The 25,258-nt window shown below is 63.0% G+C and carries 23 protein-coding genes and 2 pseudogenes; 12 read left to right on the top strand and 13 right to left on the bottom strand.

Annotation, left to right across the window (positions count from 1 at the left end):
- Nucleotides 1-43 precede the first annotated feature (43 nt).
- On the bottom strand, nucleotides 44-403 hold the full coding sequence (locus AArcSl_RS10285) for a hypothetical protein (RefSeq protein WP_119818622.1): 360 nt from the start codon (nucleotides 401-403) through the stop codon (nucleotides 44-46).
- A gap of 96 nt (nucleotides 404-499) precedes the next feature.
- On the opposite strand from AArcSl_RS10285, the gene nth reads away from it, so the two are divergent.
- The 5 genes from nth (at nucleotide 500) to AArcSl_RS10260 (ending at nucleotide 4,082) form a co-directional block, all read left to right on the top strand.
- On the top strand, nucleotides 500-1,186 hold the full coding sequence (gene nth / locus AArcSl_RS10280; RefSeq protein WP_119818619.1) for an endonuclease III: 687 nt from the start codon (nucleotides 500-502) through the stop codon (nucleotides 1,184-1,186).
- 88 nt (nucleotides 1,187-1,274) lie between these two features.
- A complete protein-coding gene (locus AArcSl_RS10275; protein WP_119818616.1) occupies nucleotides 1,275-1,799 on the top strand; it encodes a transcription factor in 525 nt (174 codons plus the stop codon).
- The gene (locus AArcSl_RS10270; protein WP_119818612.1) at nucleotides 1,799-2,467 is read left to right on the top strand and encodes a DUF2110 family protein; all 669 of its coding nucleotides are present in this window, start codon (nucleotides 1,799-1,801) and stop codon (nucleotides 2,465-2,467) included. The genes AArcSl_RS10275 and AArcSl_RS10270 overlap by 1 nt, the downstream gene beginning before the upstream one ends.
- Nucleotides 2,464-3,273 (top strand): DUF5803 family protein, encoded by an 810-nt coding sequence (locus tag AArcSl_RS10265; protein ID WP_119818609.1) that lies wholly within the window; start codon nucleotides 2,464-2,466, stop codon nucleotides 3,271-3,273. Before AArcSl_RS10270 ends, AArcSl_RS10265 begins: the two co-directional genes overlap by 4 nt.
- Before the next feature lie 95 nt (nucleotides 3,274-3,368).
- Entirely contained in the window at nucleotides 3,369-4,082 is a 714-nt protein-coding gene (locus tag AArcSl_RS10260) for a competence/damage-inducible protein A (RefSeq protein WP_119818606.1), read from the top strand.
- A gap of 242 nt (nucleotides 4,083-4,324) precedes the next feature.
- Here AArcSl_RS10260 and AArcSl_RS10255 read toward each other — a convergent pair whose 3' ends face one another.
- Nucleotides 4,325-6,310 carry a 3-hydroxyacyl-CoA dehydrogenase/enoyl-CoA hydratase family protein gene (locus tag AArcSl_RS10255; RefSeq protein WP_119821906.1) on the bottom strand — a complete coding sequence of 662 codons (1,986 nt, stop codon included), beginning with the start codon at nucleotides 6,308-6,310 and terminating at the stop codon, nucleotides 4,325-4,327.
- Nucleotides 6,311-6,442: 132 nt separating this feature from the next.
- Entirely contained in the window at nucleotides 6,443-6,640 is a 198-nt protein-coding gene (locus AArcSl_RS10250) for a heavy-metal-associated domain-containing protein (RefSeq protein WP_119818603.1), read from the bottom strand.
- Between the two features lie 126 nt (nucleotides 6,641-6,766).
- Here AArcSl_RS10250 and AArcSl_RS10245 point away from each other — a divergent pair, with 126 nt between their 5' ends.
- Nucleotides 6,767-7,360, top strand: a complete 594-nt coding sequence (locus tag AArcSl_RS10245; protein ID WP_119818600.1) for an AsnC family transcriptional regulator — start codon at nucleotides 6,767-6,769, stop codon at nucleotides 7,358-7,360.
- 91 nt (nucleotides 7,361-7,451) lie between these two features.
- The gene (larE, locus tag AArcSl_RS10240) at nucleotides 7,452-8,270 is read left to right on the top strand and encodes an ATP-dependent sacrificial sulfur transferase LarE (protein WP_119818597.1); all 819 of its coding nucleotides are present in this window, start codon (nucleotides 7,452-7,454) and stop codon (nucleotides 8,268-8,270) included.
- A gap of 31 nt (nucleotides 8,271-8,301) precedes the next feature.
- Here larE and larB read toward each other — a convergent pair whose 3' ends face one another.
- Entirely contained in the window at nucleotides 8,302-9,039 is a 738-nt protein-coding gene (gene larB / locus AArcSl_RS10235; RefSeq protein WP_119818594.1) for a nickel pincer cofactor biosynthesis protein LarB, read from the bottom strand.
- A gap of 116 nt (nucleotides 9,040-9,155) precedes the next feature.
- On the bottom strand, nucleotides 9,156-10,196 hold the full coding sequence (gene asd / locus AArcSl_RS10230; protein ID WP_119818591.1) for an aspartate-semialdehyde dehydrogenase: 1,041 nt from the start codon (nucleotides 10,194-10,196) through the stop codon (nucleotides 9,156-9,158).
- 813 nt (nucleotides 10,197-11,009) lie between these two features.
- On the opposite strand from asd, the gene AArcSl_RS10225 reads away from it, so the two are divergent.
- Both AArcSl_RS10225 and AArcSl_RS10220 read left to right on the top strand, forming a co-directional pair.
- Nucleotides 11,010-11,285, top strand: a complete 276-nt coding sequence (locus tag AArcSl_RS10225; protein WP_119818588.1) for a type II toxin-antitoxin system HicB family antitoxin — start codon at nucleotides 11,010-11,012, stop codon at nucleotides 11,283-11,285.
- The gene (locus AArcSl_RS10220) at nucleotides 11,282-11,530 is read left to right on the top strand and encodes a type II toxin-antitoxin system HicA family toxin (RefSeq protein WP_394337298.1); all 249 of its coding nucleotides are present in this window, start codon (nucleotides 11,282-11,284) and stop codon (nucleotides 11,528-11,530) included. The genes AArcSl_RS10225 and AArcSl_RS10220 overlap by 4 nt, the downstream gene beginning before the upstream one ends.
- Before the next feature lie 80 nt (nucleotides 11,531-11,610).
- On the opposite strand, the pseudogene AArcSl_RS10215 reads toward AArcSl_RS10220, so the two are convergent.
- Nucleotides 11,611-12,528: pseudogene (locus tag AArcSl_RS10215) on the bottom strand (RNA-guided endonuclease TnpB family protein); the annotation flags it as partial.
- Between AArcSl_RS10215 and tnpA the strand changes: the two are divergent.
- Both tnpA and AArcSl_RS10205 read left to right on the top strand, forming a co-directional pair.
- Nucleotides 12,509-12,820 (top strand): annotated as a pseudogene (tnpA, locus tag AArcSl_RS10210) (IS200/IS605 family transposase); the annotation flags it as partial. The pseudogenes AArcSl_RS10215 and tnpA overlap by 20 nt on opposite strands.
- A 265-nt stretch (nucleotides 12,821-13,085) precedes the next feature.
- The gene (locus tag AArcSl_RS10205; RefSeq protein WP_119818582.1) at nucleotides 13,086-15,455 is read left to right on the top strand and encodes a heavy metal translocating P-type ATPase; all 2,370 of its coding nucleotides are present in this window, start codon (nucleotides 13,086-13,088) and stop codon (nucleotides 15,453-15,455) included.
- Between the two features lie 79 nt (nucleotides 15,456-15,534).
- Here AArcSl_RS10205 and tes read toward each other — a convergent pair whose 3' ends face one another.
- From tes to AArcSl_RS10180, 6 genes are all read right to left on the bottom strand, one after another.
- Nucleotides 15,535-17,361, bottom strand: coding sequence for a tetraether lipid synthase Tes (gene tes, locus AArcSl_RS10200; RefSeq protein WP_119818579.1), 1,827 nt, complete (start codon nucleotides 17,359-17,361; stop codon nucleotides 15,535-15,537).
- Between the two features lie 250 nt (nucleotides 17,362-17,611).
- Complete coding sequence (locus tag AArcSl_RS10195) at nucleotides 17,612-18,058, bottom strand: hypothetical protein (protein WP_119818576.1); 447 nt, start codon at nucleotides 18,056-18,058, stop codon at nucleotides 17,612-17,614.
- 232 nt (nucleotides 18,059-18,290) lie between these two features.
- Nucleotides 18,291-18,431: a hypothetical protein gene (locus AArcSl_RS16850; protein ID WP_154670818.1), complete on the bottom strand. Its 141-nt coding sequence runs from the start codon at nucleotides 18,429-18,431 to the stop codon at nucleotides 18,291-18,293.
- Between the two features lie 72 nt (nucleotides 18,432-18,503).
- Nucleotides 18,504-19,916, bottom strand: coding sequence for a DUF7289 family protein (locus AArcSl_RS10190; RefSeq protein WP_119818573.1), 1,413 nt, complete (start codon nucleotides 19,914-19,916; stop codon nucleotides 18,504-18,506).
- Nucleotides 19,917-20,071: 155 nt separating this feature from the next.
- On the bottom strand, nucleotides 20,072-20,977 hold the full coding sequence (gene map / locus AArcSl_RS10185; protein WP_119818570.1) for a type II methionyl aminopeptidase: 906 nt from the start codon (nucleotides 20,975-20,977) through the stop codon (nucleotides 20,072-20,074).
- A 109-nt stretch (nucleotides 20,978-21,086) separates the two neighbouring features.
- Entirely contained in the window at nucleotides 21,087-21,998 is a 912-nt protein-coding gene (locus AArcSl_RS10180) for an isoaspartyl peptidase/L-asparaginase (protein ID WP_119818567.1), read from the bottom strand.
- Between the two features lie 206 nt (nucleotides 21,999-22,204).
- Here AArcSl_RS10180 and icd point away from each other — a divergent pair, with 206 nt between their 5' ends.
- A complete protein-coding gene (gene icd, locus AArcSl_RS10175; RefSeq protein ID WP_119818565.1) occupies nucleotides 22,205-23,467 on the top strand; it encodes an isocitrate dehydrogenase (NADP(+)) in 1,263 nt (420 codons plus the stop codon).
- A 54-nt stretch (nucleotides 23,468-23,521) separates the two neighbouring features.
- Here the strand turns inward: icd and thsA are convergent, their stop codons facing one another.
- Nucleotides 23,522-25,090, bottom strand: coding sequence for a thermosome subunit alpha (thsA, locus tag AArcSl_RS10170; protein ID WP_119818562.1), 1,569 nt, complete (start codon nucleotides 25,088-25,090; stop codon nucleotides 23,522-23,524).
- Nucleotides 25,091-25,258 lie beyond the last annotated feature (168 nt).

The raw sequence follows: 25,258 nt of genomic DNA, 5'->3' as shown, positions 1-25,258 counted from the left end.
GTCGAGCGTCGGGAGTCGAGCGCCAGGAATCGAGCGCCGGGAATCAGGTGAACAGCAACCGAAGGTTCACGGCCGTGACCATCACCCCGACGATCGTGAGTAGTAGCGGAGGAAAGTAGTACAGCAACGTGTCGCCGTCACGGGCACCCAGATGACTGATCCACACCATCACCAGAAACGCCGCCAGCTTCGCGGCGACGAGCCCCCACAGACCGAGAGAATCCATCGCGAACCGGACGATCGGATTTCCCTCGCCGAGATGGGGGACGAAGTACACGAGCGCGATCGTCGTCACCACGTCGCCGACGCCGTAGGCTGCCGTGGCGACGATCCACAGCCAGTAGAACTCGTCGGGACGGCGGTCGTATGTCGGACGAGCACGGGAACGGCGGGAGCGGGACACGACCGAACCTGAGATTCGCCGGAATATAAACCGGACCGATAGCACGCCGAAGATCCGAACCGAACGATTCATTCCGTTCGTCGCAAACGACCGGCCATGGGGACCCCGCTCGCCGAACGAGAAGAACAGGCCACAGCGGTTCTTGACCGGTTGTACGACGCGTATCCCGACTCGACAATTTCGTTGAACTATTCGAGCCGCTTCGAGCTGCTCGTGGCGGTCGTGCTCTCGGCGCAGTGTACCGACGAGCGGGTGAACGCGACGACGGCGGAGCTTTTCGAGGAGTACGCGACGCCGCAGGACTTCGCCAACGCTGATCAGGACGAACTGGCCGAGCGACTGAGCTCGATTACTTACTACAACAACAAGGCGGGCTATCTCCGATCTGCAGCCCGGGACATCGTCGAGGAACACGACGGGGAGGTTCCGGACACGATGTCGGAGCTCACCGACCTCGACGGCGTCGGTCGGAAGACTGCAAATGTCGTCCTCCAGCACGGCCACGACGTCGTCGAGGGGATCGTCGTCGACACGCACGTCCAGCGACTCTCCCGTCGCCTCGGGTTGACAGAAGCACGTCGGCCGGAGGCGATCGAGGAGGACCTGATGGACATCGTCCCGAAGGAGAACTGGCAGCAGTTCACTCATCTCTTCATCGACCACGGTCGGGCGACCTGTACGGCGCGAAATCCCGATTGCGACGACTGCGTGCTGGAGGATCTCTGTCCGTCCTCGAAACTGGACAACGGGATCGATCTCGCTTCGGGCAAAGAGTGGTCGTAGAAGCGTCGACGCCCGCGCCTGGAATCGCAGGTGGGAAGAACGCCCGCATCCGGAGCTTTTAAACGAGTTCCGGACCCATCTATCCGTAATGGCTTTTGAGGAGCTCTTGAACGATCCCGTCATCCAGAAATACCTCCACGAACTCGTGGGACCGACGGGGATGCCGGTCGCCGCGGCCCCGCCGGACGGCGAGGTGACCGACGAGGAACTCGCCGAGCGCCTCGATCTGGAACTCAACGACGTTCGGCGCGCGCTTTTCATCCTCTATGAAAACGATCTCGCCGCCTACCGGCGCGTTCGTGACGAGGATTCCGGATGGCTCACGTACCTGTGGACCTTCGAGTACGAGAACATCCCGGAGAACCTCGAAGAGGAGATGCACCGGCTGCTGGAGGCGATCGAAGAGCGGGAGGAGTACGAGCGCAACCACGAATTCTACCTCTGTGAGGTGTGTTCGATCCGGTTCGAGTTCGGAGAGGCGATGGAGTTCGGGTTCGAGTGCCCCGAATGTGGCTCGCCACTGGACTCGATGGAGAACGATCACCTGATCGACGCGATGGATCGGCGACGCGAGGAACTTCGGGACGAACTCAACGTCGATGTGACGAACTGATGGTTGTACTCGCTACGAAGTGCTACGTTGCGGGCGACGCCCGGAACCGCGCCCTGGACGGGATGAACGCGCTCGTCGACAACGCCGTCGGCGAACTCGACGTCGAGTGGACCGTCGGCGTCAGGAGCAAAGACGAGTTCGTCCAGGTCGAGTTCGAGGGGGAGGACGCGACGGTCGCGGAGAACCTCCTCGCCGAAGAGTGGGGCGAAATCCCCGAAGAGATGGAGCCAGGAGGGACGTACGTCGGCACACTGGAGTCGTGGGACGATGCGGGGTTCATCCTCGATGCGGGACGGCCGATCGAGGTGCCTGCCGACGAACTCGGCCTGGGACCGGGGACCCCAGAACAGCTCGTGAAGCGATACGGGCTCGTCCAGCATCTCCCGATGCGGTTCGTCGCCGGCGAGCCCCCACGGCTCGCCGACGCCGAGCGTGATCGACTGTACGACTGGACCCGCGGCACCGGTCGGGTGAACGTAAACAGCGCGACCCGCGGCGAGGTACGGGCGACGGTGAACCGGGCGGGACACGCCCACGACATCGTCACCGTCGAACGGTTGGGACTGCTCGAACAGAGCATCGTCTGTACGGAGGACACCGACCCGCCGGGGCTTCTGGCGGCGATCGGCGAGTATCTCCCCGCCGAGCTGCGCTGTGTCGTTCCATGACCGTCAGTCGCCGACTGCTTCTCGCCGTTGTCGTGGTCGCGCTGTTGGCGCTGAGTGCCGGCTGTCTCGCCTACGTGACGGGCGGCGGCGAGGTGGACGACGAAACGCTCGACAGGGAGCCGGCCGAACCCTACGAGTTCGACGTCGACCGGGACGGCTATCTCGTCGTGACGACAGAGGCGAACTACCGGGCCGTCTACAACGTAACCAACCGCGAGGAGGTCCGTCTCCACCGCGAGACGGGATACGGCACCGAAGAGCCGATCGACATGCGCGCGTTCCGGGTCCAGTACGCCGACGGTGAAATCGTCAACGGCTCGACGTTCCGCGCCCACGGCGGGGAGGTCGAGCAGACGACCGACGAGATCTGGGTCCGGTTCCCGGACGACCGCGAGGCAGACAGCCTCGCGTTTACGGCCTCGAGTACACCCAAGCGATTCGTCGCCAAGGTACCCGTAGAGGGGGCGGTCGAGGTGGTTCTGCCGCCGGACCGACGGATGGACTTTTTCCTGTTCGGTAACGTCGCCCCGCGCGGATACGAGACGGAAATCCGCGGCGATCGCCAGCACGTCGTCTGGGACGACTTCACCGGCGAGACGGTGATCGTCCAGTTTTACCTCCAGCGTGACCTGTGGATCTTTGCCGGCGGACTCGCCATTGCAGCCGTGATCGCCGTAGTCGGGCTGTACCACTACCGCCGACGGATCGAAGAGCTCACGCGGCGGCGCAAGGAGATGGGACTGGACGTCGAAGAGGAGATCGACGAGTACGAAGACGACGACGATCCGCCGCCAGGGCTGCGGTGAGCAGTCGACGCCGGCGTCGCCACCTCCTACTCCCGAACGTCGATCCGTCCGCAGGGGACCGCGCGTTTTTGTGCCCGACGCCCGTGCCGTAATACATGGACGTAGCCATCGTCACCGTGGGCGACGAACTGCTCGCCGGTGACACCCAGGACACGAACTCCACGTGGCTGTGTGGACAGCTAACCGAACGCGGGGTGCAAGTTCGGCGGGTGACGACTGTCCCCGACGAGATCGGAGAAATCGCCCGCGTGGTCAACGAATACCGCGCAGAGTACGACGCCGTGATAACCACCGGCGGGCTGGGTCCGACCCACGACGACGTGACGATGGAGGCGGTCGCGGCGGCGTTCGGTCGCGAGGTCGAGCCTCACGAGGGGGCGCTCGCGTGGCTCGAAGAGCACGGCGGATACAGCGCAGACGACCTCGTCGCGGGGACGACCAACCTGCCGGCGGGCGCGCGGATGCTGCCGAACGAGGAGGGGGTTGCCCCGGGGGCAGTCGTCGAAACAGTCTACGTCCTGCCGGGGGTCCCCGCCGAAATGAAAGCCATGTTCCAGCTCGTCGCCGACGAGTTCAGCGGCGATCGGACCTACACGACGTTTCTCACCACGCCGCAGCCGGAGAGCGAACTGATCGACCTCATGGTGACGCTCCAGGAGACGTTCGGGGTTTCGGTCGGTTCGTACCCCGGCGAGAACGTCAGAGTGAAAGTGACCGCCCGCGATCCCGAAACCCTCGAGGACGCGGCATCGTGGCTGCGTGAGCGAATCGACGTCGTCGAGGGGCCGGAAGTATCCGAAACAGCGTAGTCGACAGCGAGACTGAAGTCGTGGCCGACGGCGAACTCAACGATACAGGTAGACGAGCCAGATCACGGTGACCAGCAACGACGCCAGAAGTACCGTCGCACCCATTTCGGCGACCGGTAGCGGTTCCGACTGGAGTAAAACCGGGAGCATACGCGTGAGTTCTTCGGGACGGGATTAAATGATTTCGTTCGGCGGGTGGTACCACGCCACGGACACGTCAGGACGGGAAGAACGGCCGCGGTTCACTTGCCTTCGAATTCCGGCTCGGAGTCGCCCATGAAGGCGGTGATTCCCTCCATCAGGTCGTCAGTCGCCATGAGGTGACCGAACGCCTGAGCCTCGATTTCGAGTCCCGCGTCGGTGTCCTCGCGGCCATACAGCATCGCGCGCTTCGTGTACCGCTGGGCGATCGGCGGCCCGCTCGCCAGATCGGATGCGAGTTCGAACGCCCGATCCTCGAACTCCTCGTTGTCGACGACCTCGTTGAGGAAGCCGTACTCTTCCATCGTCTCCGCGTCGTAGCGCTCGGCGGTGAAGATGATCTCCTTGGCCCGGCCTTCACCGACAATGTGCCGGAGCCGCTGTGTCCCGCCCCAGCCGGGGAGCAACCCGAGGTTGTGCTCCGGCTGGCCGAGTTCGGATCGCTCCGTCGCGATCCGGAGGTCCGCACACGTCGCCAGCTCCATCCCGCCGCCGAGACAGTAGCCGTCGATCCCCGCCAGAACCGGCATGTCACACTCCTCGAGTTTGCCGAACGTTTGCTGGCCCTTCCGGGAGAGTTCCACGCCTGCAAGCGGGTCCGCGCCGCCAGCAGCCATGCTCTGGACGTCTGCGCCCGCCGAGAACGCGCGGTCGCCCTCGCCGGTCAGCAGGATCGCCCGTACCCCCTCGTGTGTCTCGAGTTCGTCGATCGCCGTCGAAAGCTCCTCGAGCAGTTCGCTGCTGATCGTGTTCATCCGGTGGGGCCGCGAGAGCTGGACGTGGCCGACCCGGTCGCTGATTTCGACGGACAGCGTCTCGAAGTCGAACGCGTCGCCCTCGTCCTCGGAGACGTCCCCGTCCTCGCCGTGGAACGTTCCGCCGGATTCAGCCAGATCGACGAGACAGTCTTCGGGCTCGTATCGGGCGGCACCGCTGCGATCGTACAGCTCCTCGAGCGTCTCCACGAGCGTCTCTATCCCGGCGTCGTCGGCCATCTTTGCCGGCCCGTCCGGGAACCCCGCGCCCAGTTTCACCGCCCGATCGATCGCCGCCGGATCCGCCACGTCGTTTTCGACCAGTCCGGCGACCTCGTTTGCCATCACTGCGAGCAGTCGCAGCCGGACGTCGTCGTCACCCTCTCCGGTCGGGACGTCTGCACCCCCGTCCTCGTAGTCGTAGAAGCCTTTTCCGGTCTTCTTGCCGAGCTCTTCGGCCTCGACTTTCTCGACGAGGACGGGACACGGTTCGTAGGCGTCCCCGAGCTGGTCGTGCATGTACTCGAGCACGTGATAGCCCACGTCGATCCCGACCTGATCTGCGAGTTCGAAGGCGCCCATCGGGAGGCCGATATCGAACTTGGTGGTCGAGTCGACTTCGGCCACCGTCGCATCGCCCATTTCGACGATCCAGGCAGCCTCGTTCATCAGCGGCACCAGCACGCGGTTGACGATGAACCCGGGGCTGTCCTTGCGGACCCGTACCGGCGTTTTGTCCATCGATTCCGCCAGCTCTTCGATCAGGTCCAGAGTCTCGTCGTCGGTGTGGCCCCCGGAGATGACCTCGACGAGGTCCATCCGAACCGGGGGGTTGAAAAAGTGCATCCCACAGAAGCGTTCGGGACGTTCCGTCACCTCGGAGAGGTCCGTAATCGATAGACTGGACGTGTTCGAGGTGAAGACTGTGTGTTCGGGCGCGTATTCCTCGAGTTCCTCGTAGACGTCCCGCTTGATCTCCATCTTTTCGGGGACTGCCTCGATGACGACATCGGCGTCTTCGACGGCCGACTCGAGATCCACGAGGGGAGTTACGCGTTCGAGCGCCTCGTCGGCCTCCTCCTGGGAGATGCGGTCCTTCTCGGCGAGTTTGCCGAGGCTCCACTCGATCTGCTCGTAGCCGTCCTGGACGAACTCCTCTTTGATGTCCCGCATCCGGACGTCGTAGCCGGCAAGCGCCGCGACCTCCGCGATGCCGTGTCCCATGTTTCCAGCACCGAGCACCGTGATGTGTTCGACGTCATCGAGCTTCATGTCCGAGGCGTCGAAGCGGTGCCGGTTGAACGTTTCTATCTCACGAACGAACAACTGGTGTCGAGTTTATTCGTCCCGGAAAAACGTCGGTTCGCTACGTCGGCGATGGCAAGCAGGCCTCGGCGCCGTCAGTCAGGCTTCGACCTCGTAGCCGGCCTCCTCGACTGCAGCGACGAGTGCGTTCCGATCCGCGTCGCCCTCCGCAGTCGCGGTGCCGGCCTCGTGGTCGGCGCTCGCGGTTTCGACCCCCGAAACGCCCTCGAGCGCTTCGACGATCGCGTCTTCACAGCCATCACACGCCATTCCGGACACGGTGAGTGTCGTAGACATACCATAGAGTACACTGTCGCGATCTATGTGGGTTTTCCTTTCGTATCCAGTTTCGATTTCGGCTGCGGACTTTCGAACCGTAAGCAAACGGCAAACACACTTGAGGATAGAAACATACGGGAACATATGCGCACACTCGACGAGACCGATCGGGAAATCCTCAGGCTACTGCTTTCGGACGCTCGACGGCCGTACAGCGACATCGCCGACCGTGTCGGCCTCTCGGCACCGGCAGTCTCCGACCGCGTCGAGCGGCTCCAGGAACTCGGCGTCCTCGAGTCGTTCACGGTCACACTCGACCGGTCGATGCTCACGGAAGGGGCACGACTGCTGATCACCGTGACCCTGGACCCGGCCGCGGAGCCGGCGGTAGAGGAGGTTTCATCCCACGATCGGGTCGAACACGCGTTCCTGACCGCGGCCGGAGACCTGGTGTTCGTCGCCATCGTCTCGGACGGGGACGTCAGACCCCTGGTTTCGGAACTGCTCGGCGGGGACGAGGAGCTGATCAGGGGGCTCGAGGTGGAACTCCTCGCCGGCTCCTCGTGGTCGCCCACGCTGGGCGACGCCGAGTTGGCAATCGAGTGTGTCGAATGTGGCAACACCGTCACCAGCGAGGGAGAGTCAGCCCGGATCGACGACACCCTGTATCACTTCTGCTGTGGGTCGTGTCTGGCGAACTTCGAGGAACGATTCGAACGGTTACAGGAAGGCGCCTGAGGTCGTCGACGGGAGGTACCGAAGCCGACATCGACTGCGCAGTCCCGGAGGGAAACTGTTAGGGTGGTCTCTCCCATGGTACCCACGAGTGATGTCTGACATCGCCGGCACCATCAACGAGATAACGGCAGACCTCGGCTCCAGGGACGGTGGCGTCGTCGTCGCGTTCAGCGGCGGCGTGGATTCCTCGGTCGTCGCCGCGCTCGCACACGACGCCCTCGGCGACGACGCCGTCGCCGTGACTGCCAGAAGCGAAACGCTCCCGCAGGCGGAGCTCGAATCTGCGACACGCGTCGCAAAAGAGATCGGAATCCGCCACGAAACCGTCTCGTTTAGCGAACTGGACGACGACCGGTTCGTCGAAAACGACGACGAGCGGTGTTACTACTGCCGGACGATGCGACTGGGGGAGCTGTACGACGCCGCAGCAAAGCTGGGTATCGACACTGTCTGTGACGGCACCAACGCAAGCGACATCGACGGGGGACATCGCCCGGGCCTGCAGGCGGTCGACGAACAGGAGGCGTACTCGCCGCTTTTGGCTCACGGCGTCACCAAAGCGCAGGTTCGCGCCATCGCCTCGTCGTACGACCTGTCTGTGGCGGACAAACCGTCGATGGCCTGCCTCTCCTCTCGCATCCCGACCGGACAGCAGGTGACCGAAGCGCGGCTCTCCCGGATCGAGTGGGCCGAACAGTTCCTTCGGGACTGGGGGTTCTCTCAGTTCCGCGTCCGGGACCACGACGGGATGGCCAGGATCGAAATCGGCGCGGACGAACTCGAGGCGGCGTTCGATCCGGCGTTCGCACGGGCCGCAAGAGAGCACATCCAAGAAGCCGGATTCGACACCGTCACGCTGGACCTCGAAGGGTATCGAACCGGGAGCGTGAGTCCGGAGGGCGAGAACTGACCGGCTTCGCGGGGCGAGGTTCGGGGGGAGATCAGGTTCTGGCGATCTGTGCCGCCTGCGCGCCGGCGACGAACCCCGCGTCGATGTTCACCGTCGAGAGCACGGTACAGGACTGCAGCATTCCCGCCAGGGCGGCCTCGCCCCCGCCGCCGTGACCGTAGCCGATCGACACCGGCAGACCGATCACCGGAACGTCGACGAGCCCGGCGACGACCGTCGGCAATGCCCCCTCCCGTCCGGCGGCGACGACGACGGCGTCGGTACGTGCCAGGGCATCAGCCTCCGAGAGGATCCTGTGGATGCCGGCCACGCCGACGTCGTAGAACGTTTCGACGGTACAGCCCATTTCGCGTGCGGTCACGGCAGCCTCCTCGGCCACCGGAACGTCCGCGGTCCCGCCGGAGACTACCGCAACCGTGCCGTCCGGCTCGGGGGGTTCGTACGCGGCTGTCTGGAGCACGAGGATCCGCGATTCCGGATACCAGTCGATGTCGTGAGCGACCCCGTCGAGGGTGTCGACTGCGGCTTCGTCGACCCTGGTCAGAACGACGTGTCCTCGTTCCTCGAGAAACGAGAGTGCAATCGAGCGGAGATGTTCGATCGATTTTCCGTCCCCGAGGACGACCTCCGGGATCCCGGCGCGATCTGCCCTGCCGGTGTCGAGGCGGGCGAAGTCGTCCACGCGCGTGTAGCCGTCGATGGCCCGCCGCGCTTCCTCGACTGTTGTCTCGCCTGCGGCGACGTCTTCGAGAACGTCCTGTAGGTCCATGCAGCCTCTCCGGGCGTCGACTGTGAAAAGCTAACCGCCACCAGACGGACAGCCCGCGTGTACCGTGCGTCGGATACCTGTCCGGTTGCGATCGAGATTGGCGTCTCGGAGACTGCTCAGATCCAACCTTCCTCGACCAGCAACTCGCCGTTGAGGATCGACGCGCCCGCCGCGCCGCGGATCGTGTTGTGGGCCAGACAGTTGTACTTCACCCCGTCGACGGTGGTCTCGACGCCGCCGGCGACGACCGCCATGCCGTTTTCGGTCGTCCGGTCGAGCCGCGGCTGCGGCCGGTCGGGCTGCTCCTCGCCGAAGACGTGGATCAACTGGTCGGGGGCGCTGGGGAGGTCGATCCCCGGCAGCGAGCGCATCGCCTCCCGGACCTCTTCGGCGTCCGGCTCCTCGGCGAGCGCGGCGAAGACGTTCTCGAGGTGGCCGTCGATCGTCGGGATCCGGTTGCAGGAGGCGGAGACGTCCGCGTCGTGAAGGTCGAGTTCGGCGCCGTCGAACGAGCCCAGGAGTTTCCGGGACTCCGTTTCCATCTTCTCCTCCTCGCCGCCGATGTGCGGGAGGGCGTTGTCGATGATCTCCATCGAGGTGACCCCGGAGTAGCCCGCCCCCGAGACCGCCTGCAACGTCGAGACGCGAACCCGTTCGAGCCCGAACTCGTCGAGGGCCGAAAGCGTCGGGACCATCGTGATCGTCGAACAGTTCGGGTTTTTTACTAGCGCACCGTCCCAGCCCCGTTCCTCGCGCTGGACTTCGATCAGTCCGAGGTGATCGGGATTGATCTCGGGGATCGTGAGCGGCACGTCCGGCGCCATGCGGTCGTTCGAGGAGTTCGAGGAGACGACGTAGCCGTCCTCGAGGAACGCCGGCTCGACGTCGCTTGCGACGCCCGACGGGAGCGAAGAGAACAGCAGGTCGACGTCGTCGGGAACGGCCTCGGGGGTCGTCTCGACGACCTCCATGTCTGCGATCTCCTCCGGGATCGGGGTGTCGACGCGCCACTTCGCAGCCTCCGCGTACCGTTTGCCCGCGCTTGCTTCGCTGGCGGTCACTGCGGCGAGTTCGAACGTCGGGTGCTCGTCGAGTAGCTGGATGAATCGCTGGCCAACGGCGCCGGTGGCGCCGAGAATGCCTACATGTACAGTCATTGGTTAACCTGGGCTACAGGGACATAAGTCGGTTCGGGTTCGCGTCGAAATCGCCGTTCGAACGCCCTCCGCGATCGGACGTACGCGGGGGTTCTCCGTGAGCCCGACAGACAAAACAGGTAAAGCGCCGGGAGACCAACCGATAAGTGCGTGCCTCAAGTCCTCGCCCGAGTTCACCCGGACGGGTGCGATGACAGTGCGACGAACCCGGGCACGCGACAGCGCGTCCGCGGCACACAGCGGACCGCCCGGCACGAGGGTTTCCCGGTCGACGCGGCACGCCGCCGGAGATGAGACCGGACGTTAGTGTTCCGGGCGTACATTATGGCTCACTTAGCGCTTCGTTCGCCATGTGGCCACGACCGGCGTTCCCGCTGTGTCCGTGAAGGTCAGCCCCTTTACTCGGGCTCGACACCACCCGTCTCACCACGTCTTACCATGTTTCAGTGCGTGGGTTTTGAGAGGTTGTTAACGGTGAGTTCCTACCTGAATTAACGGACTGAAACAACAAAAACTGTGGATTACAGCGAGGAGCGTACGCGATTCACCCACGGGTCAGGTGACCCGTGGAACTCTCGCTGTATCTTTTAGAATCCTAAGGAGAGGTGCGCATCTCACAGCAGGATTGACGCTGAGAGATGACCAAATCAGCAGAATTTCAGTAAATGTCGGGGGCCCCCACCTGTTTGTGGTTCGTGGAGTCAACTCACAAAGATAGGAAAATAATCAATCAGACGTCGAGTTGAGTATCCCCGCTTGTCTGTGACAACACGTTCCCGAAGCGTTTTGTCGCTATTGGACCTACATAGCCGTATGGCTAAAGCTGACGCTCCGGAGACACCACGACGTGAAATCCGTCTCGTCCAAGAGGAAGGCGGAGAGTGGTCAGCCATCGACGAAGAGACTGGTGTGGCCAGTCAGGGCGAAACTCGTTCTGAAGCTCTGGTGAATTTGGATGAAGCAGTCGCGTTGCACAACGGAGAAATCGGTGAGCCAGTAACCGACGCCGATCTGCGCGACCTGGGACTCGACCCAGATACAGTTCCGGACGAGCAACGCGAACCTGATGCCCCCTGGTTCTCTGAGTGACTGTGGCTCCCCCGTATTCATCCCGTGAACTCGTGAACGCTCTCACAGAGATGGGGTACCAGCCTGTAGACCGAGCTGGTAGTCATCTGAAACTTCGATACATACATCCAGAAACCGGAGAAGTTCGGAACGTGACGATTCCAATGGGAAAAGAAATCAGTGGTGACACATTACGCAGCATCGCTACTCAGTGTGGTGCAAACGATTTTCAGTCGTGGTGTGACTGGATCGACGAGATTCTCTGATCGGTACATACTATTGGGGGATCAGCGGTAGGGCCGTCTTCGGAACGGATTACCAAGACTACTAGTGAGCTGCTCCGGGGTCAAGTGGTTCGAGAGACTTCGTCTCTCGTCATCACGGAAGACTGTGTCTTCCGTACGACCCCGGAGCTTCTTCCCGTGGATTGGTCGGACACACCCGACACACCCTCGGTCTGATGGCCTTCAACGGTGTGGTGGGTCACGGTCGGGCCGTCCACAGGCCCCGATGCCTGCCGTCGCAACTCCCATTTCCGCACCTGCGGGAGTGTGTTGAGAGCAGGCACATTTCTGTCCGCTTGCTTTCTCAGCCACTTCTGCGCGACACTGATACCAGCACCACGGTCAGCGTGGTCTTGATGTTTGCACTCACAGCATTTGAACCGCTTCTTGTGGCGGTTCGCTCGCTCTGTGTGTCCACAGACCGGACACCGTTGGCTGGTGTACTCAGGGTTAACGTCATCTGACGGGATACACTTCCATGCGGCCTTGTACGTGATGAAATCCCGAAGTTTGGCGAACGGAAGTGAGTGAAGACGGCGGTTCATTCGAGTCCCGTACTCAATGTCGTCTCTCATGTCTTTGAGGTCTTCAAAGACAATCACGGGACTGTCGAACCGCTGAATCCACTCGACTACACGCCGTGAAACCGTGTGTAGCTGGTCGTGAACGAACCGTTGCTCCTTGTCGCGGAACACGCCGTTGAACGCAGTCTGTCCGGCTTCCTGCATCCGCTTCCGCATCGTGAAGTAGCGGTGGCGTTGTTCCTTGATTTCCGGGTAGTCGAGAACAATTGAGTCTTCGATTCCGTGTTCAGTCAGTGCCGCCAGCGCAACACAGTCTTCATTAATATCGACGCCAACAACCGTTTCTGCCGCTGTTTGTGTCCCAACTTCAGCAGTTTCATTCGTGACGGTGACGTGCAATTCTTCGCGTCCATCTCGAACAAGTGCCTCAGCAGTGCCGATAGAACAGTCGTTAGATACATCGTTCAGAGAGGTGTGTGACGAGTACAACTACGAGATATTATCGTTGCATATCTCGCCCGACCACGTACATCTGTTTGTTTCAGCACATCCGAAGAATTCCCCGAGCGAGATTGCACGGAAAATCAAGAGCAGTACAGCCAGAGAGATGTGGCAGCAACACGAATCTCTTTTGGAAAACTACTTCTGGGGTGGTGGATTCTGGGAAGAGTCGTACTACATTGGAACGGCTGGTGAGGTATCTAGCCAGACGATTGAACAGTATATCGAACGTACTGAACACGTCTAATAGAGCTTACGGCATTCACCCTCGGGGTCAAGTCGTTCGAGAATCGGAGATTCTCGTGATCCCGAAAATCTCTGATTTTCGGACGACCCCGAGGCACTCTGCCTGCTTTCTCTGTAGAAACTCGCCAGGTAGTGTTCCGGGCGTACATCAACCTGAACCGCGATCGTTCGCTTCGCTCAATCGCCTGCGGACAACCGGGATTTAACAATGAGTACTTAAGCGATAATAGCTCGATTAATAAGACCCCGTCCCCAAGCGTCGATAGATGACTACCGTAGACGACGGGACCGAACGCCTCGAACTCGAGGTCCCGGAGATGGACTGTCCATCGTGTGCCGGCAAGGTTTCCAACGCCCTCGACCGACTCGGTGGCGTCGCCTACGAAACCCGCCCGACTGCTGGGAAGGTAATCGTCCGGTACGACCCCGACGAATGGTCGCCATCGGAGATCGCCGACGCCGTGAGAGGTGCGGGCTACAACATCGTCGACTCGTCGGTTCCGATCCCGGGCGTCGGAGACGGCGACCACCGGGACGGGGACGGAACGAACCGCGTAATCACCGACCCCGACAGCGTCTGGTGGAGCGAGCGCGCGATCAAAACGTGGGTCAGCGGAATCTTCGCGCTCGTCGGGCTGCTCGTCGAGTTCCCGATGTCGGGGGCGAACGCCGAGATCCTCGCCGTGCTGGGACGGGACCTCCTGGTTGCGGATCTGCTGTTCCTCGCGGTGACGGCGGCCGCCGGGGAGACCATCCTCAAAAACGGATACTATTCGGCCCGAAACCGGAGTCTCGACATCGACCTGCTGATCTCGATCGCGATCATCGGCGCGCTGCTCGCCAGTTTCGGCTTCGGAGCCGGGCTGTACCTGGAGGCGGCGCTGCTTTCGTTCCTGTTCAGCGTGGCGGAACTGCTCGAACAGTACTCCATCGACAGGGCTCGAAACTCGCTGCGGGAGCTTTTGAACCTCTCGCCGGACGAGGCGACGGTCAGGCGGGACGGCGAAGAGCTCACGATCCCCGTCGAGGACGTCCGCGTCGGCGACGTCGCGATCGTTCGCCCCGGCGAGAAGATCCCGATGGACGGGACCGTCCAGGCCGGAGAAAGCGCCGTCAACCAGGCGCCGATCACCGGCGAGTCGGTGCCGGTAGACAAGATGCCCGGCGACGAGGTGTTCGCGGGCACGATCAACGAGTCGGGCTACCTGGAGGTCGAAGTCACCGCCGAAGCCGCCGAGAACACCCTCTCGCGGATCATCCAGCTGGTGGAGGCCGCCCGGGCGAACAGGACCGAGCGCGAGCAGTTCGTCGACCGGTTCGCGGGATATTACACCCCGATTGTGGTCGCGCTGGCGATCTTCACGGCGATCGTCCCGCCGCTTTTGATCGCCGACGGGCTGACTGTCGAACTTCTCGCCGGCTACAGCTACACGTTCCCGGGCGCCTGGGAGATCTGGTTCCTCTACGGACTGACGCTTCTGGTGCTCGCATGTCCGTGTGCGTTCGTCATCTCAACGCCCGTCTCGGTCGTCTCCGGGATCACCAGCGCCGCCAAGAACGGCGTCCTCATCAAGGGAGGCAATCACCTCGAGACGATGGGTGAGATCGACGCCATCGCCCTCGACAAGACCGGCACCCTCACGAAAGGGGAACTGGTCGTCACCGACGTCGTCCCCCTGAACGGCCACAGCGAGTCGGACGTCCTCCGGTGTGCCCGGGGGATCGAATCCCGGTCGGAGCATCCGATCGGGGAGGCGATCGTCGAGCACGCCGCCGACCGTGGGATCGATCGACCACCAGTCGGCGACTTCGAGAGCCTCACCGGCAAAGGAGTCGAAGCGACCGTCGGCGAACGGAGACATTACGCCGGCAAGCCCGGACTCTTCGAGGAGCTCGGGTTCGACCTGACCCACGTCCACGCCGCCACCGACGGTGGGGTCGTCACCGCCAAGAGCCGGAGCATCTGCGAGCGAAACGACTGTCTCGATCTGCTCGAGGAGACGATTCCCCGGCTCCAGTCGGAGGGCAAGACGGTGGTTCTGGTCGGCACCGAAGCGGGGCTGGAGGGTGTGATCGCCGTCGCCGACGATCTCCGGCCGGAGGCGAAGGCCACCGTCGACCGGCTCCGGGCGCTCGGAGTCAGTCGGATCGTCATGCTCACCGGCGACAACGAGCGGACTGCGGGGGCGATCGCCTCCGAAGTCGGCGTTGACGAGTATCGAGCGGGGCTCCTCCCGGAGGGGAAGGTCGCGGCGATCGAGGAGCTCAGGCAGGCGGGGGATCGCGTCGCAATGGTTGGCGATGGGGTCAACGACGCCCCGTCGCTGGCGACAGCGGACGTGGGGATCGCGATGGGTGCAGCCGGCACCGATACTGCAATCGAGACAGCCGACATCGCGCTCATGGGCGATGACCTCTCGCGGTTGCCATACCTATATAAACTGTCTCACAGCTCGAACGGCGTCATCAGACAGAATATCTGGTCGAGCCTCGCAGCGAAGGCGGCGCTGGCCGCTGGCGTCCCGTTCGGCCTGGTACCCGTGTGGGCGGCGGTGTTGATCGGCGACGCCGGCATGACGGTTGCCGTCACCGGGAACGCGCTCCGTCTGTCACGAATCAGTCCCGGTGATTCGTAGGCTCGCAGACTCGTTTCTCCCCGCAATTCCCCTTCTGGGTCGTCACCTGAGGATCTGCAGGTCCACACTTCGTCAGTTGCTACACCGGTTCGAGATCCTCGATAGCTCGACGATACGTCTCACGAATTCGTGACTGATCGTCCTCGTCGATCCTGCGGCGTCGTTTCACGTCGTACCCGTAGATACCCGGCCCTTCCCGGAGGAACTCCTCGTCCTCCTCGCGGCCCGTGACCATCTCCGAGCGGAGTCGTGTTCGGTCCGGCGCGTCGGAGTCGGTGAGAGTCGCATACTCGCGGTCAGCCCACTCCTCGGCCGTCACTGCGTACTCCTCTTGGGTTGTGTCCCGATACAGGTCCGGGATGACGTTATACGCACAGAACGGAACTACCCGACCGTCGGGCATTCCGTAGTGAACGTCACATCGTTGCACCCGATCGACGTCGTAGTTGTACGGGTCCATGAAGTGCATCATGCCGAGAAACAGCGAGTTCTCGTGGAACTCCACCAATCCCTCGTACGTGCCTGCAGTAAGCGCTTCGAGCAACCACTTCCCGATCTGGACGTTCTCGGGTTGGGCACCCCTGTCGACCGCCTGGTAGAGTTCCCAGGCCAACCGCGCACCGACCCGGCTCCGCTCGAATCTCGACAACGGTTCCTCGTATGCATCCGCGATCTCCCGGAGCGCCTGGAGGAACGGGCCGACCTCGAAGAAGTCCGTGATAGGGACGAGGGAATCACCGTCCTCATAGACGTAGGTCGCCATGCCACAGGCGAAGTGATTCGAGAGCTCATACAGCGGGGCGTCGTTCCAGGTTTTGGCGAACTCCGAGACTGGAAGGACGCTCGGGATCGGATACCAGGCGTCTGCAGGAATTTGACCGTCAGTTCCCTCCTCGATGGCGTGGATCGCATCGGGGATCGTCATCCGTTGTTCGTGTCGTTCGTGGTCGGGCATCCGGCCGACGAGTGACACCGGCTGAAAGTTCACGCCCCGGATCGTCTCCGAATTTGCGGCCGCGAACCTGAGTATCTCGCCCACCTCCGCGATGTTGTACCCGCCGATGAGCGTCGGCACGAGAACGACCGGCAGGTCCGCCTCCCGGTAGGTCCGGATCGCCTCGGGCATCTCCCAGTAGTTCTTGACGTTCGTCTCCGGACTGACCCCGTCGAAGCTGGTATAGATCGTGTTTACGCCCGCGTCTCGCAGGTCCCGCGCCAGGTCCACGTTTCCGGCGAGACGGCCACTGTGGGTGTTCAACTGGATGTGATCGACCTCCTCGGCGACCGCCTCGACGACCTCGACGATGTCGTCACGCAACGTGGGCTCGCCACCGGTGATCTGGATCGCGTTGGTGCCGATCGGCTCCTCGGATGTCATCGACCGCACCATTTCTCGAATCTGGTCGATCGTCGGCTCGTAGATCGGGTCGTCCTCCCGGGCGTAAAAGAAACAGTACCAGCAACTGAGATCACAGCGATTGGATACCGTGATGTTTCCGAGCCCTGTGTGTGACTTGTGCAGCGGACACAGTCCACAGTCCGTCGGGCACGAGACACCGTCATCCGGAGTGACGTGCTGGGAGTCGAGGTGGTCGTCGAACTCGGCCCACTCCCGGGCCCGATAATACATGTGGGCGTCGCTCCAGTAAACGTCCCGGACGGTTCCGTGGTCTTCACACTCTTTCGCCAGCCGGATTTCGCCGTCCTCCTCGTAGACTACCATGGGGACGGTCATCTCCCCGTACTGCCCTTCTGCGACGCACTCCGGACACATGCTGTCGGTCACTTTCAGGTGCCGATCCGCGTCCGGCGCGAGATCCGACGCCAACGCCAGCGGGTCTTCGATACCGGTGGTTGAACTCCGTTTCCCCTCGAGATCGGTCGATCGATGTCGAATCGAGGTCATCTTGGGTGCTGCGTTTGGGTTTCCTCATCTCCGGTGCGGTCGGGAGCAGCTGGGCTCTCGAGGAGCTATTCGAAACTCACAATTAGTTTTTCGTTCAATCAAGATATATGCGTTTTGCTAGGGGAGTATGCTGCCTTGTCCGGAACCTCCGTCTCTCAGCTAAATAACTATCTCTCAATTGTTGTGGTAGTGATATCGAAAAAGACGGACCCACCACCACTCAGCCCTGATTCGACAGCGGGCCCACCACTCAGCCCTGATCCGACAGCGGGCCGACGACGATCCGGGCGTCGTAGACGGTGCGGTCGTGTTCGTCCCGGATCGAGATCTCGATCGTGTACTCCGCATCCGGCACCCGATCGTCGATCTCGACGCGCAGCGGCTCGCTGGCAGAGAGGTTCTCCGTTCTCTCGTCGATCCGCTGGATCTCGGCTCCGTTCTCGGAGACGACGTAGGACACCCGATACGGGAAAAGCATCTCCGAGTCCGGTGTGAACGTATAGACGATCCGGTCCTCGTCGGCGTGTGATTGAGCCGAGAACACCGCCGGCGACGGTGGATCGTCGGGTTCTGTCGGATCTGGAGTGACCACCAGCCCGCCCAGAACGATCCCGAACACCAGGCTGACGATCGCAACAACCAGCAACAGGGCCAGAACCTGCCGCAGCGTGACGTGCCGGTCGAGTGCCGATTCCATAGTAGTGAGTCTCCTGACAGTTATTGATAAACCGAACTCATGTGAGAGATCGAAACCGGCGTGACCAAACGATTCCAGCGCCGGCGCAGCGAGGGGGCCGGCCTCGGCGACCGTGCCAACGGAGAGGCCACCCAGCGTCGAGACGGTGTCCCCGACGCCGTACAGGAGAACTGCGAGGAGCCAGAGTTCGCGCTCGTGACGGACGAGAAGTTCGATTCGATCGGTCCATGGGCTAGGGAATCATCAGTGCAACGGCGGCGACCGACACGAGAATCGTGATCGTCACGATCAACAGGAAGTCGGCCGCCGGCGTGAGATAGCTCTCGACTGTCGGTTCGTCGGCGCCGTCGAGAGCGGCTGAATCTGTTGCCATCTGTTCGCCCGGCGATTCACTGGTTTCATACAAAAAGCTCCGGATCGAATTATCGGACGTGATAGCCCTCAGCTAGTTGTCGGCGGTCGAAACCTCGATTCGGTTTTCGGTGACGTGGAGGTAGGTAACGTATGAAATCGTCTCGCGGTCTAATTCGAATTCGAAGTCTTCGTCAGGTTCGTGCACCAATTTCCCGTTTCCATTCGAGTAAGCTCGTTCGACTACGGCCGCACCGACGATGTTGTCACGGTTTCCACCTCCGAGGATCTCCAGTTCCGAACCAGGAGCGTAAATGTATCCTGTAAACTGTGCCTGTCCATTTACAGTTATATTTCCGGCGTCAGTGTGCATCATCAATACCACGTCTCCGGGGCTTCCATCGGGGTTTACCTCGGTACTCCCGCTTACGGATACACTTCCGTTGACGTAGAACGTAACCTTCCCATCACCGGTCACATTGTGTTGATCCTCGGCAAGTTCCAGATCTCCGTCGACGACGACTTGGATGTCCCCATCCGAGGTGTCGTAGGTGGCCCCTGAGAGAGAGGTGTCATTGTCCGCGTAATACGTGCCGTTGTCCAACGGCGTGCTATTCAGGTCGTCACAATCCTCACTTTCACAGTGGGAGATTCGTTCCTCTACATTCGGACTGGCCGACGGACGATCAACCTGGGTCACCGAATCCTCGAAGCCGCCCGACGCATTCCCGTCTGTGTAAACTGCGTCGGGATCGTTGGAGGTCGTCGCAACACCGTTTGCGAACTGCTCCTCGAACGGCACCGTCAGGTTCACCCACACAGTCCGGTTGGCCGGGTCGTGAGTCACGCTTCCCTCAGTTCTGGTCTCGAAGAACTGCTTCCAGCCGTGATGGTAGTCACTGGTCACCTCAACGTGAACGTGTCCACCCTCGAGGGGATTGCTATGCGTTTCGTTCGGGAAGTGACGATCGAATTCGGACTCGCTGATCGTAAACTGATCACCGGGTGACGCCCCCGACGTGTCGCCCTCGACTTTCACGATCGGGAACGTCAGCGTCCGGTCGCGGTAGTGGTATTCGGGCGGGGACACCATCTTGCTCCAGCCGTTCTCGGCGCGGAAGACGCCGCCACCCTGGTAGGCGACTGTCCGGTCACCTGACTCGTAGACGACTTTCCCGAACTGGTCTTCGGCAATCTTGGTTTCATTGTCGTCCTCGTCGATCCACGTGACAGTAATCTCCCCGGCACTCTCGTCGACCTCGACGCTACCGCTACCGCCGTGTTGACCCAGCCGAATCGACTGTCTCGGCGACTCCCCCAGCGCCACCTCCGCAGCCGTGGAGTCGAACTGCGTCATCGCCGACTCCGCCTGGTTTGCCTGGGCGGACTCCTCGACGTCGGCGATCGCCACCGCCCCCACCGCGACGACCACGCCGACGACCGCAAGCGACAGGCCGATCACCATGACGTACCCGACGACGGCGGACTGTCCCCTGGACGCACCCATACACCCCATGGTATCGTATTAAATAGCCGACACCATTGACTTAAAAGCAAGGCTCGAGTTATCACTTTTGATCACCAACGAGGGTCCATCACGTTTTATTGGCTGCAGTTTCGGGACGAAAACGGGAAACTGATCGGACGCGATCTATCCGATCGTCAGTCGAACGAGTGGATCCCCTCAGTCGTCACTTCACAGCCGTCCTCGGTGACCAGCAAGGTGTGTTCCGCCTGGCTGACCAGACAGTCGCCGTCCTCTTTGAGGACGGGATACCCCTTCACGACGTCCCGCTGTTTGAGCCGCCGGAGCGCCATGTCGACGCCGCTTCCCTCGAGCCAGCGGGCCGCAAACGGGAGCCCGTCGAGTTCTCGAACCTGTTCGAGGACATCGCGGGCGCGTCGGTCGCGGACGCTGCGATCCCGCTCCAGTTCGAAAATTTCCTCGGTGGCGCCTTCCCCGACTTTGCCCCGTCCGTCAGTGGCGAACGGTTCGATGGCGATCGCCTGCCCGGGTTCGAGTTCGACCGACCGATCGACGCCGCGGTTGGGGACGTTCGGGCCGGTGTGGGCGTCGTACTGCTGGACGCCGTGCCCCGACAGGTTGAGCACGGGCGTGAAGCCGTACCCGCGAATGACCTCCTCGATCGCCCTGCCGACCTCGCCGACCGGGACACCGGGACCGGCCTCGTCGACTGCGGCCTCCAGTGCGGACTCGGACGCCTCGACGAGTTCGTCGTTGCCGGTGTAGTCGACCGTCACCGCGGCGTCGGCGATGTAGCCGTCGACGTGGACGCCGATGTCGAGACAGACCATCTCTTCGCCGAAGGTGGTGTCGTCGTCGCGTCCTGGCGTCGCGTGAGACGCCTCCTCGTCGACGCTTATGTTCACCGGGAACGCGATGCCGGCATCCGCCTCCCGGATCCGGTCCTCGGCGTATTCGGCGACCTCGAGGTGGGTCACGCCCGGCTCGATCATCTCGCGGGCCTCGTTCATCGTCTCGACCAGGATCTCCCCCGCTTCCCTGTAGCAGTCGACGGCGTGCTCGTCGAGGTCTCCGTAACTCATACCGAGGGATTGAGGCGAGGCTGCCAAAGAGGTTGCGGGAACCGATTGGACCGCCCGACGGCGCTCGCGACTGCCGAGTCACCGATCGTTGGTACTCGCGACTGCCGAGTCACCGATCGACGGCGACGCTGGTCTGCATCCCGCCGGTGTTGAATGCGCTGCCGGCCTCCGAGCCGTCGAGGACGATCACCCCGGCACCCGATCCCGTGAGTTCCTCGAACTCCTCGATCGCCCGGTCGGCCGCCTCCTGGGCGCCGAGGCCCTCCTCGAGGAAGTCAGTCGCCCGCCGTGAGAGTGTGACGCGGGCGATGTCCTCCCCCGCCCCGGTCGCTGACGCCCCGCCGGCGGGCGTACAGTAAAACCCGGATCCGACCTGCGGCACGTCGCCGACCCGACCCGCGAGCGCGTACGATCGCCCGCCGGTAGAGGTGGCGGCGGCGAACGTCTCCCCGTCGGACGCGACGGCGCCGACCGTGTCGTGATCCGGCGCGTGTGTCGGCCCGGAACCGCCTTCTCCGTGTTCGCCTGCCTGATCGTCGCCGGCTCCGAACCGCGACGCGAGCCAGGCGATCTGGTCGCGGGGCGAGCCGGCGGGGGGATCTTCTGACTGGTACGACTCCCGTTTGTCGGCGGTCAGTAACTCCGCCTCGGTTCCGACGCCGAAGTCCGCCGCGAGATCGACGGCGTGAACGCCCGAAACGAGCACGTGGGGGGTCGCCTCGAGGACGATCCGTGCGACCGAGACCGCGTGTTCGACCCCCGGCATCGAACACGCCGCGCCCACTTCGCGGTCCGACCGCATGACCCCCGCGTCCGTCCTGACGATCCCGTCGGCCTGCACGGCACCGCCGACGCCGGCGTTGAACCGCTCGTCGGATTCGAGCACTCGAACGGCCGCCTCGACGGCGTCGATCGGTTCCGGCGAGGCCGCACCCACCGCCGCCGCCTCGTCGAGTACCGCCTGTCGTTCGTCGGGTTCCTCCGGCGTGCTCCCGGCGCCGCCGTGGACGATCACTCGCATGCCCGGGACAAATTCGGGCGTCGTCTTAAGAACCCGGGAACCGGTGAACCGGTCACGGAAGGGCACCAGTCTGCGTCCGCAGTGTCGCCTGCGTTCTCACGCAGATTCTCGTCCTCGTGGGTGTCAAGCGATAACGCGAGAAGTGTTGTCATCATTCGATGAAAACGGCAGTAACTTTAGGCCCCCCTCGGAAGCTTCGGACGTTCATGAGCTACGACCAAATCGAAGTCCCCGCAGACGGGGAGCGAATCGAGCTTGTCGACGAAGAAACCGGCGAGCTACACGTCCCCGAGAACCCGATCGTTCCGATCATCCACGGCGACGGGATCGGCACAGACGTCGGGCCGGCAGCCCAGCAGGTACTCGACGCGGCCGCCGAGGCCACCGGCCGGTCGATCGCCTGGATGCGCGTGTACGCAGGCGGTTCCGCCCGCGAGCGTTACGACGAGAACCTGCCCGAAGACACCGTGAAAGCGATCCGCGACCACCGCGTCGCCATCAAGGGGCCGCTCACCACCCCTGTCGGCGCAGGCTTCCGGTCGCTCAACGTCGCGCTTCGGCAGACGCTTGACATGTTCGCGAACGTTCGGCCGACCTACCACCTGGAGGGTGTCCCGTCGCCGGTCGTCGATCCCGAGGAGATGGACATGGTGACGTTCCGGGAGAACACCGAGGACGTGTACGCCGGCATCGAGTGGGAAGCCGGAACCGACGAGGTCGAGAAAGTGCGAGAGTTCCTCGAAGACGACATGGACGTCGAGGACGTCATCCACGACGGCCCCGTCGGGATCGGCGTGAAACCGATCTCGGAGTTCGGCTCCAAACGACTCGTTCGAGAGGCGATCGATTACGCGATCGAAAACGACCGCGAGTCGGTCACCCTCGTGCACAAGGGCAACATCATGAAGTTCACCGAGGGAGCGTTCCGCGACTGGGGCTACGAGGTTGCCGAAGAAGAGTACGGCGAAGACGTCATCACCGAGGACGAACTCTGGGAGGAGTTCGACGGCGAGCGTCCCGAGGGAACACTGGTCGTAAAGGATCGCATCGCGGACAACATGCTCCAGCAGTTGCTCACCCGCACCGGTGACTACGACGTGATCGCGACGATGAACCTCAACGGCGACTACCTCTCGGACGCCGCAGGCGCCCAGATCGGCGGGCTCGGCATCGCCCCGGGCGCGAACTTCGGCCACGGGCGGTGTCTCGCGGAACCGGTCCACGGTTCCGCACCCAAGTACGCCGGCGAGGACAAGGTCAACCCGACGGCGATGATCCTCTCGGGACGAATCATGCTCGAGTATCTCGGCTGGACCGACGCCGCCGACCTCGTCCGGGACGCCGTCGAGGAGACGATCGCCTCCGGACAGGTGACCTACGACCTCCATCGCCAGATCGAGGGCGGCGAGAAGCTCGCGACAAGCGAGTTCGCCGACGCCGTCGTCGAGCGGATCCACGACCTGGCCTGAAAAGCAAAAACTGGACGGCGGATCTTTCTTCGGCGGTTCGGTTCGATTTCCCGGCTACTCGGCCGCGATGACGTCGTCGATCCGGAGGATCATCGTGGCGGCCTCGGTGGCCGACTGGACGGCCTCCCGCTTTACCGCTGCGGGATCGAGCACGCCGGCCTCGATCGGATCGCCGACTTCGCCGGCGCGACCGGTCGAGATGAGCCCCGCACAGCCAGCCGACTCGTGGCGGGCACGGAGATCCACCAGCGCGTCGATCGGGTCGAGACCCGTGTTCTCCGCGAGCGTCCGCGGGAGTGCGTCGACAGCCTCGGCAAATGCCTCGATCGCGAGCTGTTTGCGCCCCTCGACGCTCGCGGCCGATGAACGGACGTGGTCGCTGATCGCGATCTCGGTCGCGCCGGCGCCGGGGACCACACCGCCGCTGTCGACCGCGGCGACGGTTACGTCGACGGCGTCGGTGATCGCCCGCTCGAGTTCGTCGATCACGTGTTCGGTGCCACCTCGGAGGAACAGCGTCACCGCCGCCGACGCAGCCCCACCCTCGACGAAGACGAGGTCGTCCTCGTCGTATCGCTCGACGTGAACGTTCTCGGCGCTGCCGAGGTCACTCTCCTCGATGTCAGACAGCGTGCCGAGCCGTTTCGCCCCGGTCGCACGTGCGATCGAGCGGGCGTCCTTCGACTTGACGTTCTCGAACGCGAGGATTCCCCCGTCGGCGAGGTAGCCCGCGACGCGGTCGTCGATCTTCTTCGTACAGAAGAGCACGTCGACTCCGGCCTCCGAGAGCGCCTCGGCGTAGCCGCGGAGCTCGCGGTCCTCGGCCTCGATCGCGGCGTTGAGCTGGTCGACGTCCGAGATCGTGTACTCCGCGTCGATATCGCTTTCGCGCACCTCGAGTTTCGAATCGAGGACCGCGACGGTCGCGTCTTCGACCGTTCGGGACATGTTGTCGTCGACGGGTTCCTCGTCGACGAGCACTCCTTCGACGAGATCCGACGCGGAGGAACTCGAGCCGGTCCGGGTGTGGACGTGGACGTCATCCCGGTCGATGCCGTCGGCGGATTCCACCTGCCGAACGGCGCGAACGACCAGCTCTGCCAGCCGGTCGGCGGTGACGTCGCCGGTCCCCTTGCCCGTCATCGACGACTCGGCGACCGAAACGAGCAGGTCGTCGTCGAGTTCGCCGCCGTCGGTTCCGTCGATCACTGCCGCGTCGATCGCCTCCTCGGCCAGGCGCGCAGCCTCGTAGTACCCCTCGACGATGACGGTGGGGTGGAGGTCGTCCTCGAGCAAATCCTCGGCTCGGGAGAGCAGTTCGCCGGTCAACACGGCGGCGGTCGTGGTTCCGTCACCGACGGCCTCCTCCTGGGTCTCGGCCACCTCGACGATCATCTGCGCGGCTGGATGCTCGATGTCCATCTCCGCGAGGATGGTCGCGCCGTCGTTCGTGACGACGACAGACCCCGAGGAGTCGATGAGCATCTTGTCCATCCCGCGCGGACCGAGCGTGGTGCGTACCGCGTTGGCGACGGCTTTCCCCGCCCGGATGTTCGACTCCTGTGCGGCGTCGCCGGTCGTTCGTTGACTGTCCTCGGAGAGAATGAACAGGGGTTGCTGCATGCGTGCTCCCATAATCACCGGAGAGATGGTTTGCAGTTCTATATATAGATTTCTATAACTGTCGTAATCGACGACACTCGCGGACGAACCGTCGTTGCGGGAACTGTGGGCGAAACGACATCGGTTCGGTGCCTGTCCGTATAAAACGCACCGATATTTCGACACACC

It is taken from the genome of Halalkaliarchaeum desulfuricum (assembly GCF_002952775.1).
In the GTDB taxonomy this organism is placed as follows: Archaea; Halobacteriota; Halobacteria; order Halobacteriales; family Haloferacaceae; genus Halalkaliarchaeum; species Halalkaliarchaeum desulfuricum.
The sequence above is the reverse complement of the archived record's forward strand: the minus strand, read 5'-3'. Positions and strand labels throughout refer to the sequence as shown.

Coding starts and splice junctions, on each gene's coding strand:
- nth (WP_119818619.1), top strand. CDS start 500: ATGGGGACCCCGCTCGCCGAACGAGAAGAACAGGCCACAGCGGTTCTT.
- AArcSl_RS10275 (WP_119818616.1), top strand. CDS start 1,275: ATGGCTTTTGAGGAGCTCTTGAACGATCCCGTCATCCAGAAATACCTC.
- AArcSl_RS10270 (WP_119818612.1), top strand. CDS start 1,799: ATGGTTGTACTCGCTACGAAGTGCTACGTTGCGGGCGACGCCCGGAAC.
- AArcSl_RS10265 (WP_119818609.1), top strand. CDS start 2,464: ATGACCGTCAGTCGCCGACTGCTTCTCGCCGTTGTCGTGGTCGCGCTG.
- AArcSl_RS10260 (WP_119818606.1), top strand. CDS start 3,369: ATGGACGTAGCCATCGTCACCGTGGGCGACGAACTGCTCGCCGGTGAC.
- AArcSl_RS10255 (WP_119821906.1), bottom strand. CDS start 6,310: ATGAAGCTCGATGACGTCGAACACATCACGGTGCTCGGTGCTGGAAAC.
- AArcSl_RS10250 (WP_119818603.1), bottom strand. CDS start 6,640: ATGTCTACGACACTCACCGTGTCCGGAATGGCGTGTGATGGCTGTGAA.
- AArcSl_RS10245 (WP_119818600.1), top strand. CDS start 6,767: ATGCGCACACTCGACGAGACCGATCGGGAAATCCTCAGGCTACTGCTT.
- larE (WP_119818597.1), top strand. CDS start 7,452: ATGTCTGACATCGCCGGCACCATCAACGAGATAACGGCAGACCTCGGC.
- larB (WP_119818594.1), bottom strand. CDS start 9,039: ATGGACCTACAGGACGTTCTCGAAGACGTCGCCGCAGGCGAGACAACA.
- asd (WP_119818591.1), bottom strand. CDS start 10,196: ATGACTGTACATGTAGGCATTCTCGGCGCCACCGGCGCCGTTGGCCAG.
- AArcSl_RS10225 (WP_119818588.1), top strand. CDS start 11,010: ATGGCTAAAGCTGACGCTCCGGAGACACCACGACGTGAAATCCGTCTC.
- AArcSl_RS10205 (WP_119818582.1), top strand. CDS start 13,086: ATGACTACCGTAGACGACGGGACCGAACGCCTCGAACTCGAGGTCCCG.
- tes (WP_119818579.1), bottom strand. CDS start 17,361: ATGACCTCGATTCGACATCGATCGACCGATCTCGAGGGGAAACGGAGT.
- AArcSl_RS10195 (WP_119818576.1), bottom strand. CDS start 18,058: ATGGAATCGGCACTCGACCGGCACGTCACGCTGCGGCAGGTTCTGGCC.
- AArcSl_RS16850 (WP_154670818.1), bottom strand. CDS start 18,431: ATGGCAACAGATTCAGCCGCTCTCGACGGCGCCGACGAACCGACAGTC.
- AArcSl_RS10190 (WP_119818573.1), bottom strand. CDS start 19,916: ATGGGTGCGTCCAGGGGACAGTCCGCCGTCGTCGGGTACGTCATGGTG.
- map (WP_119818570.1), bottom strand. CDS start 20,977: ATGAGTTACGGAGACCTCGACGAGCACGCCGTCGACTGCTACAGGGAA.
- AArcSl_RS10180 (WP_119818567.1), bottom strand. CDS start 21,998: ATGCGAGTGATCGTCCACGGCGGCGCCGGGAGCACGCCGGAGGAACCC.
- icd (WP_119818565.1), top strand. CDS start 22,205: ATGAGCTACGACCAAATCGAAGTCCCCGCAGACGGGGAGCGAATCGAG.
- thsA (WP_119818562.1), bottom strand. CDS start 25,090: ATGCAGCAACCCCTGTTCATTCTCTCCGAGGACAGTCAACGAACGACC.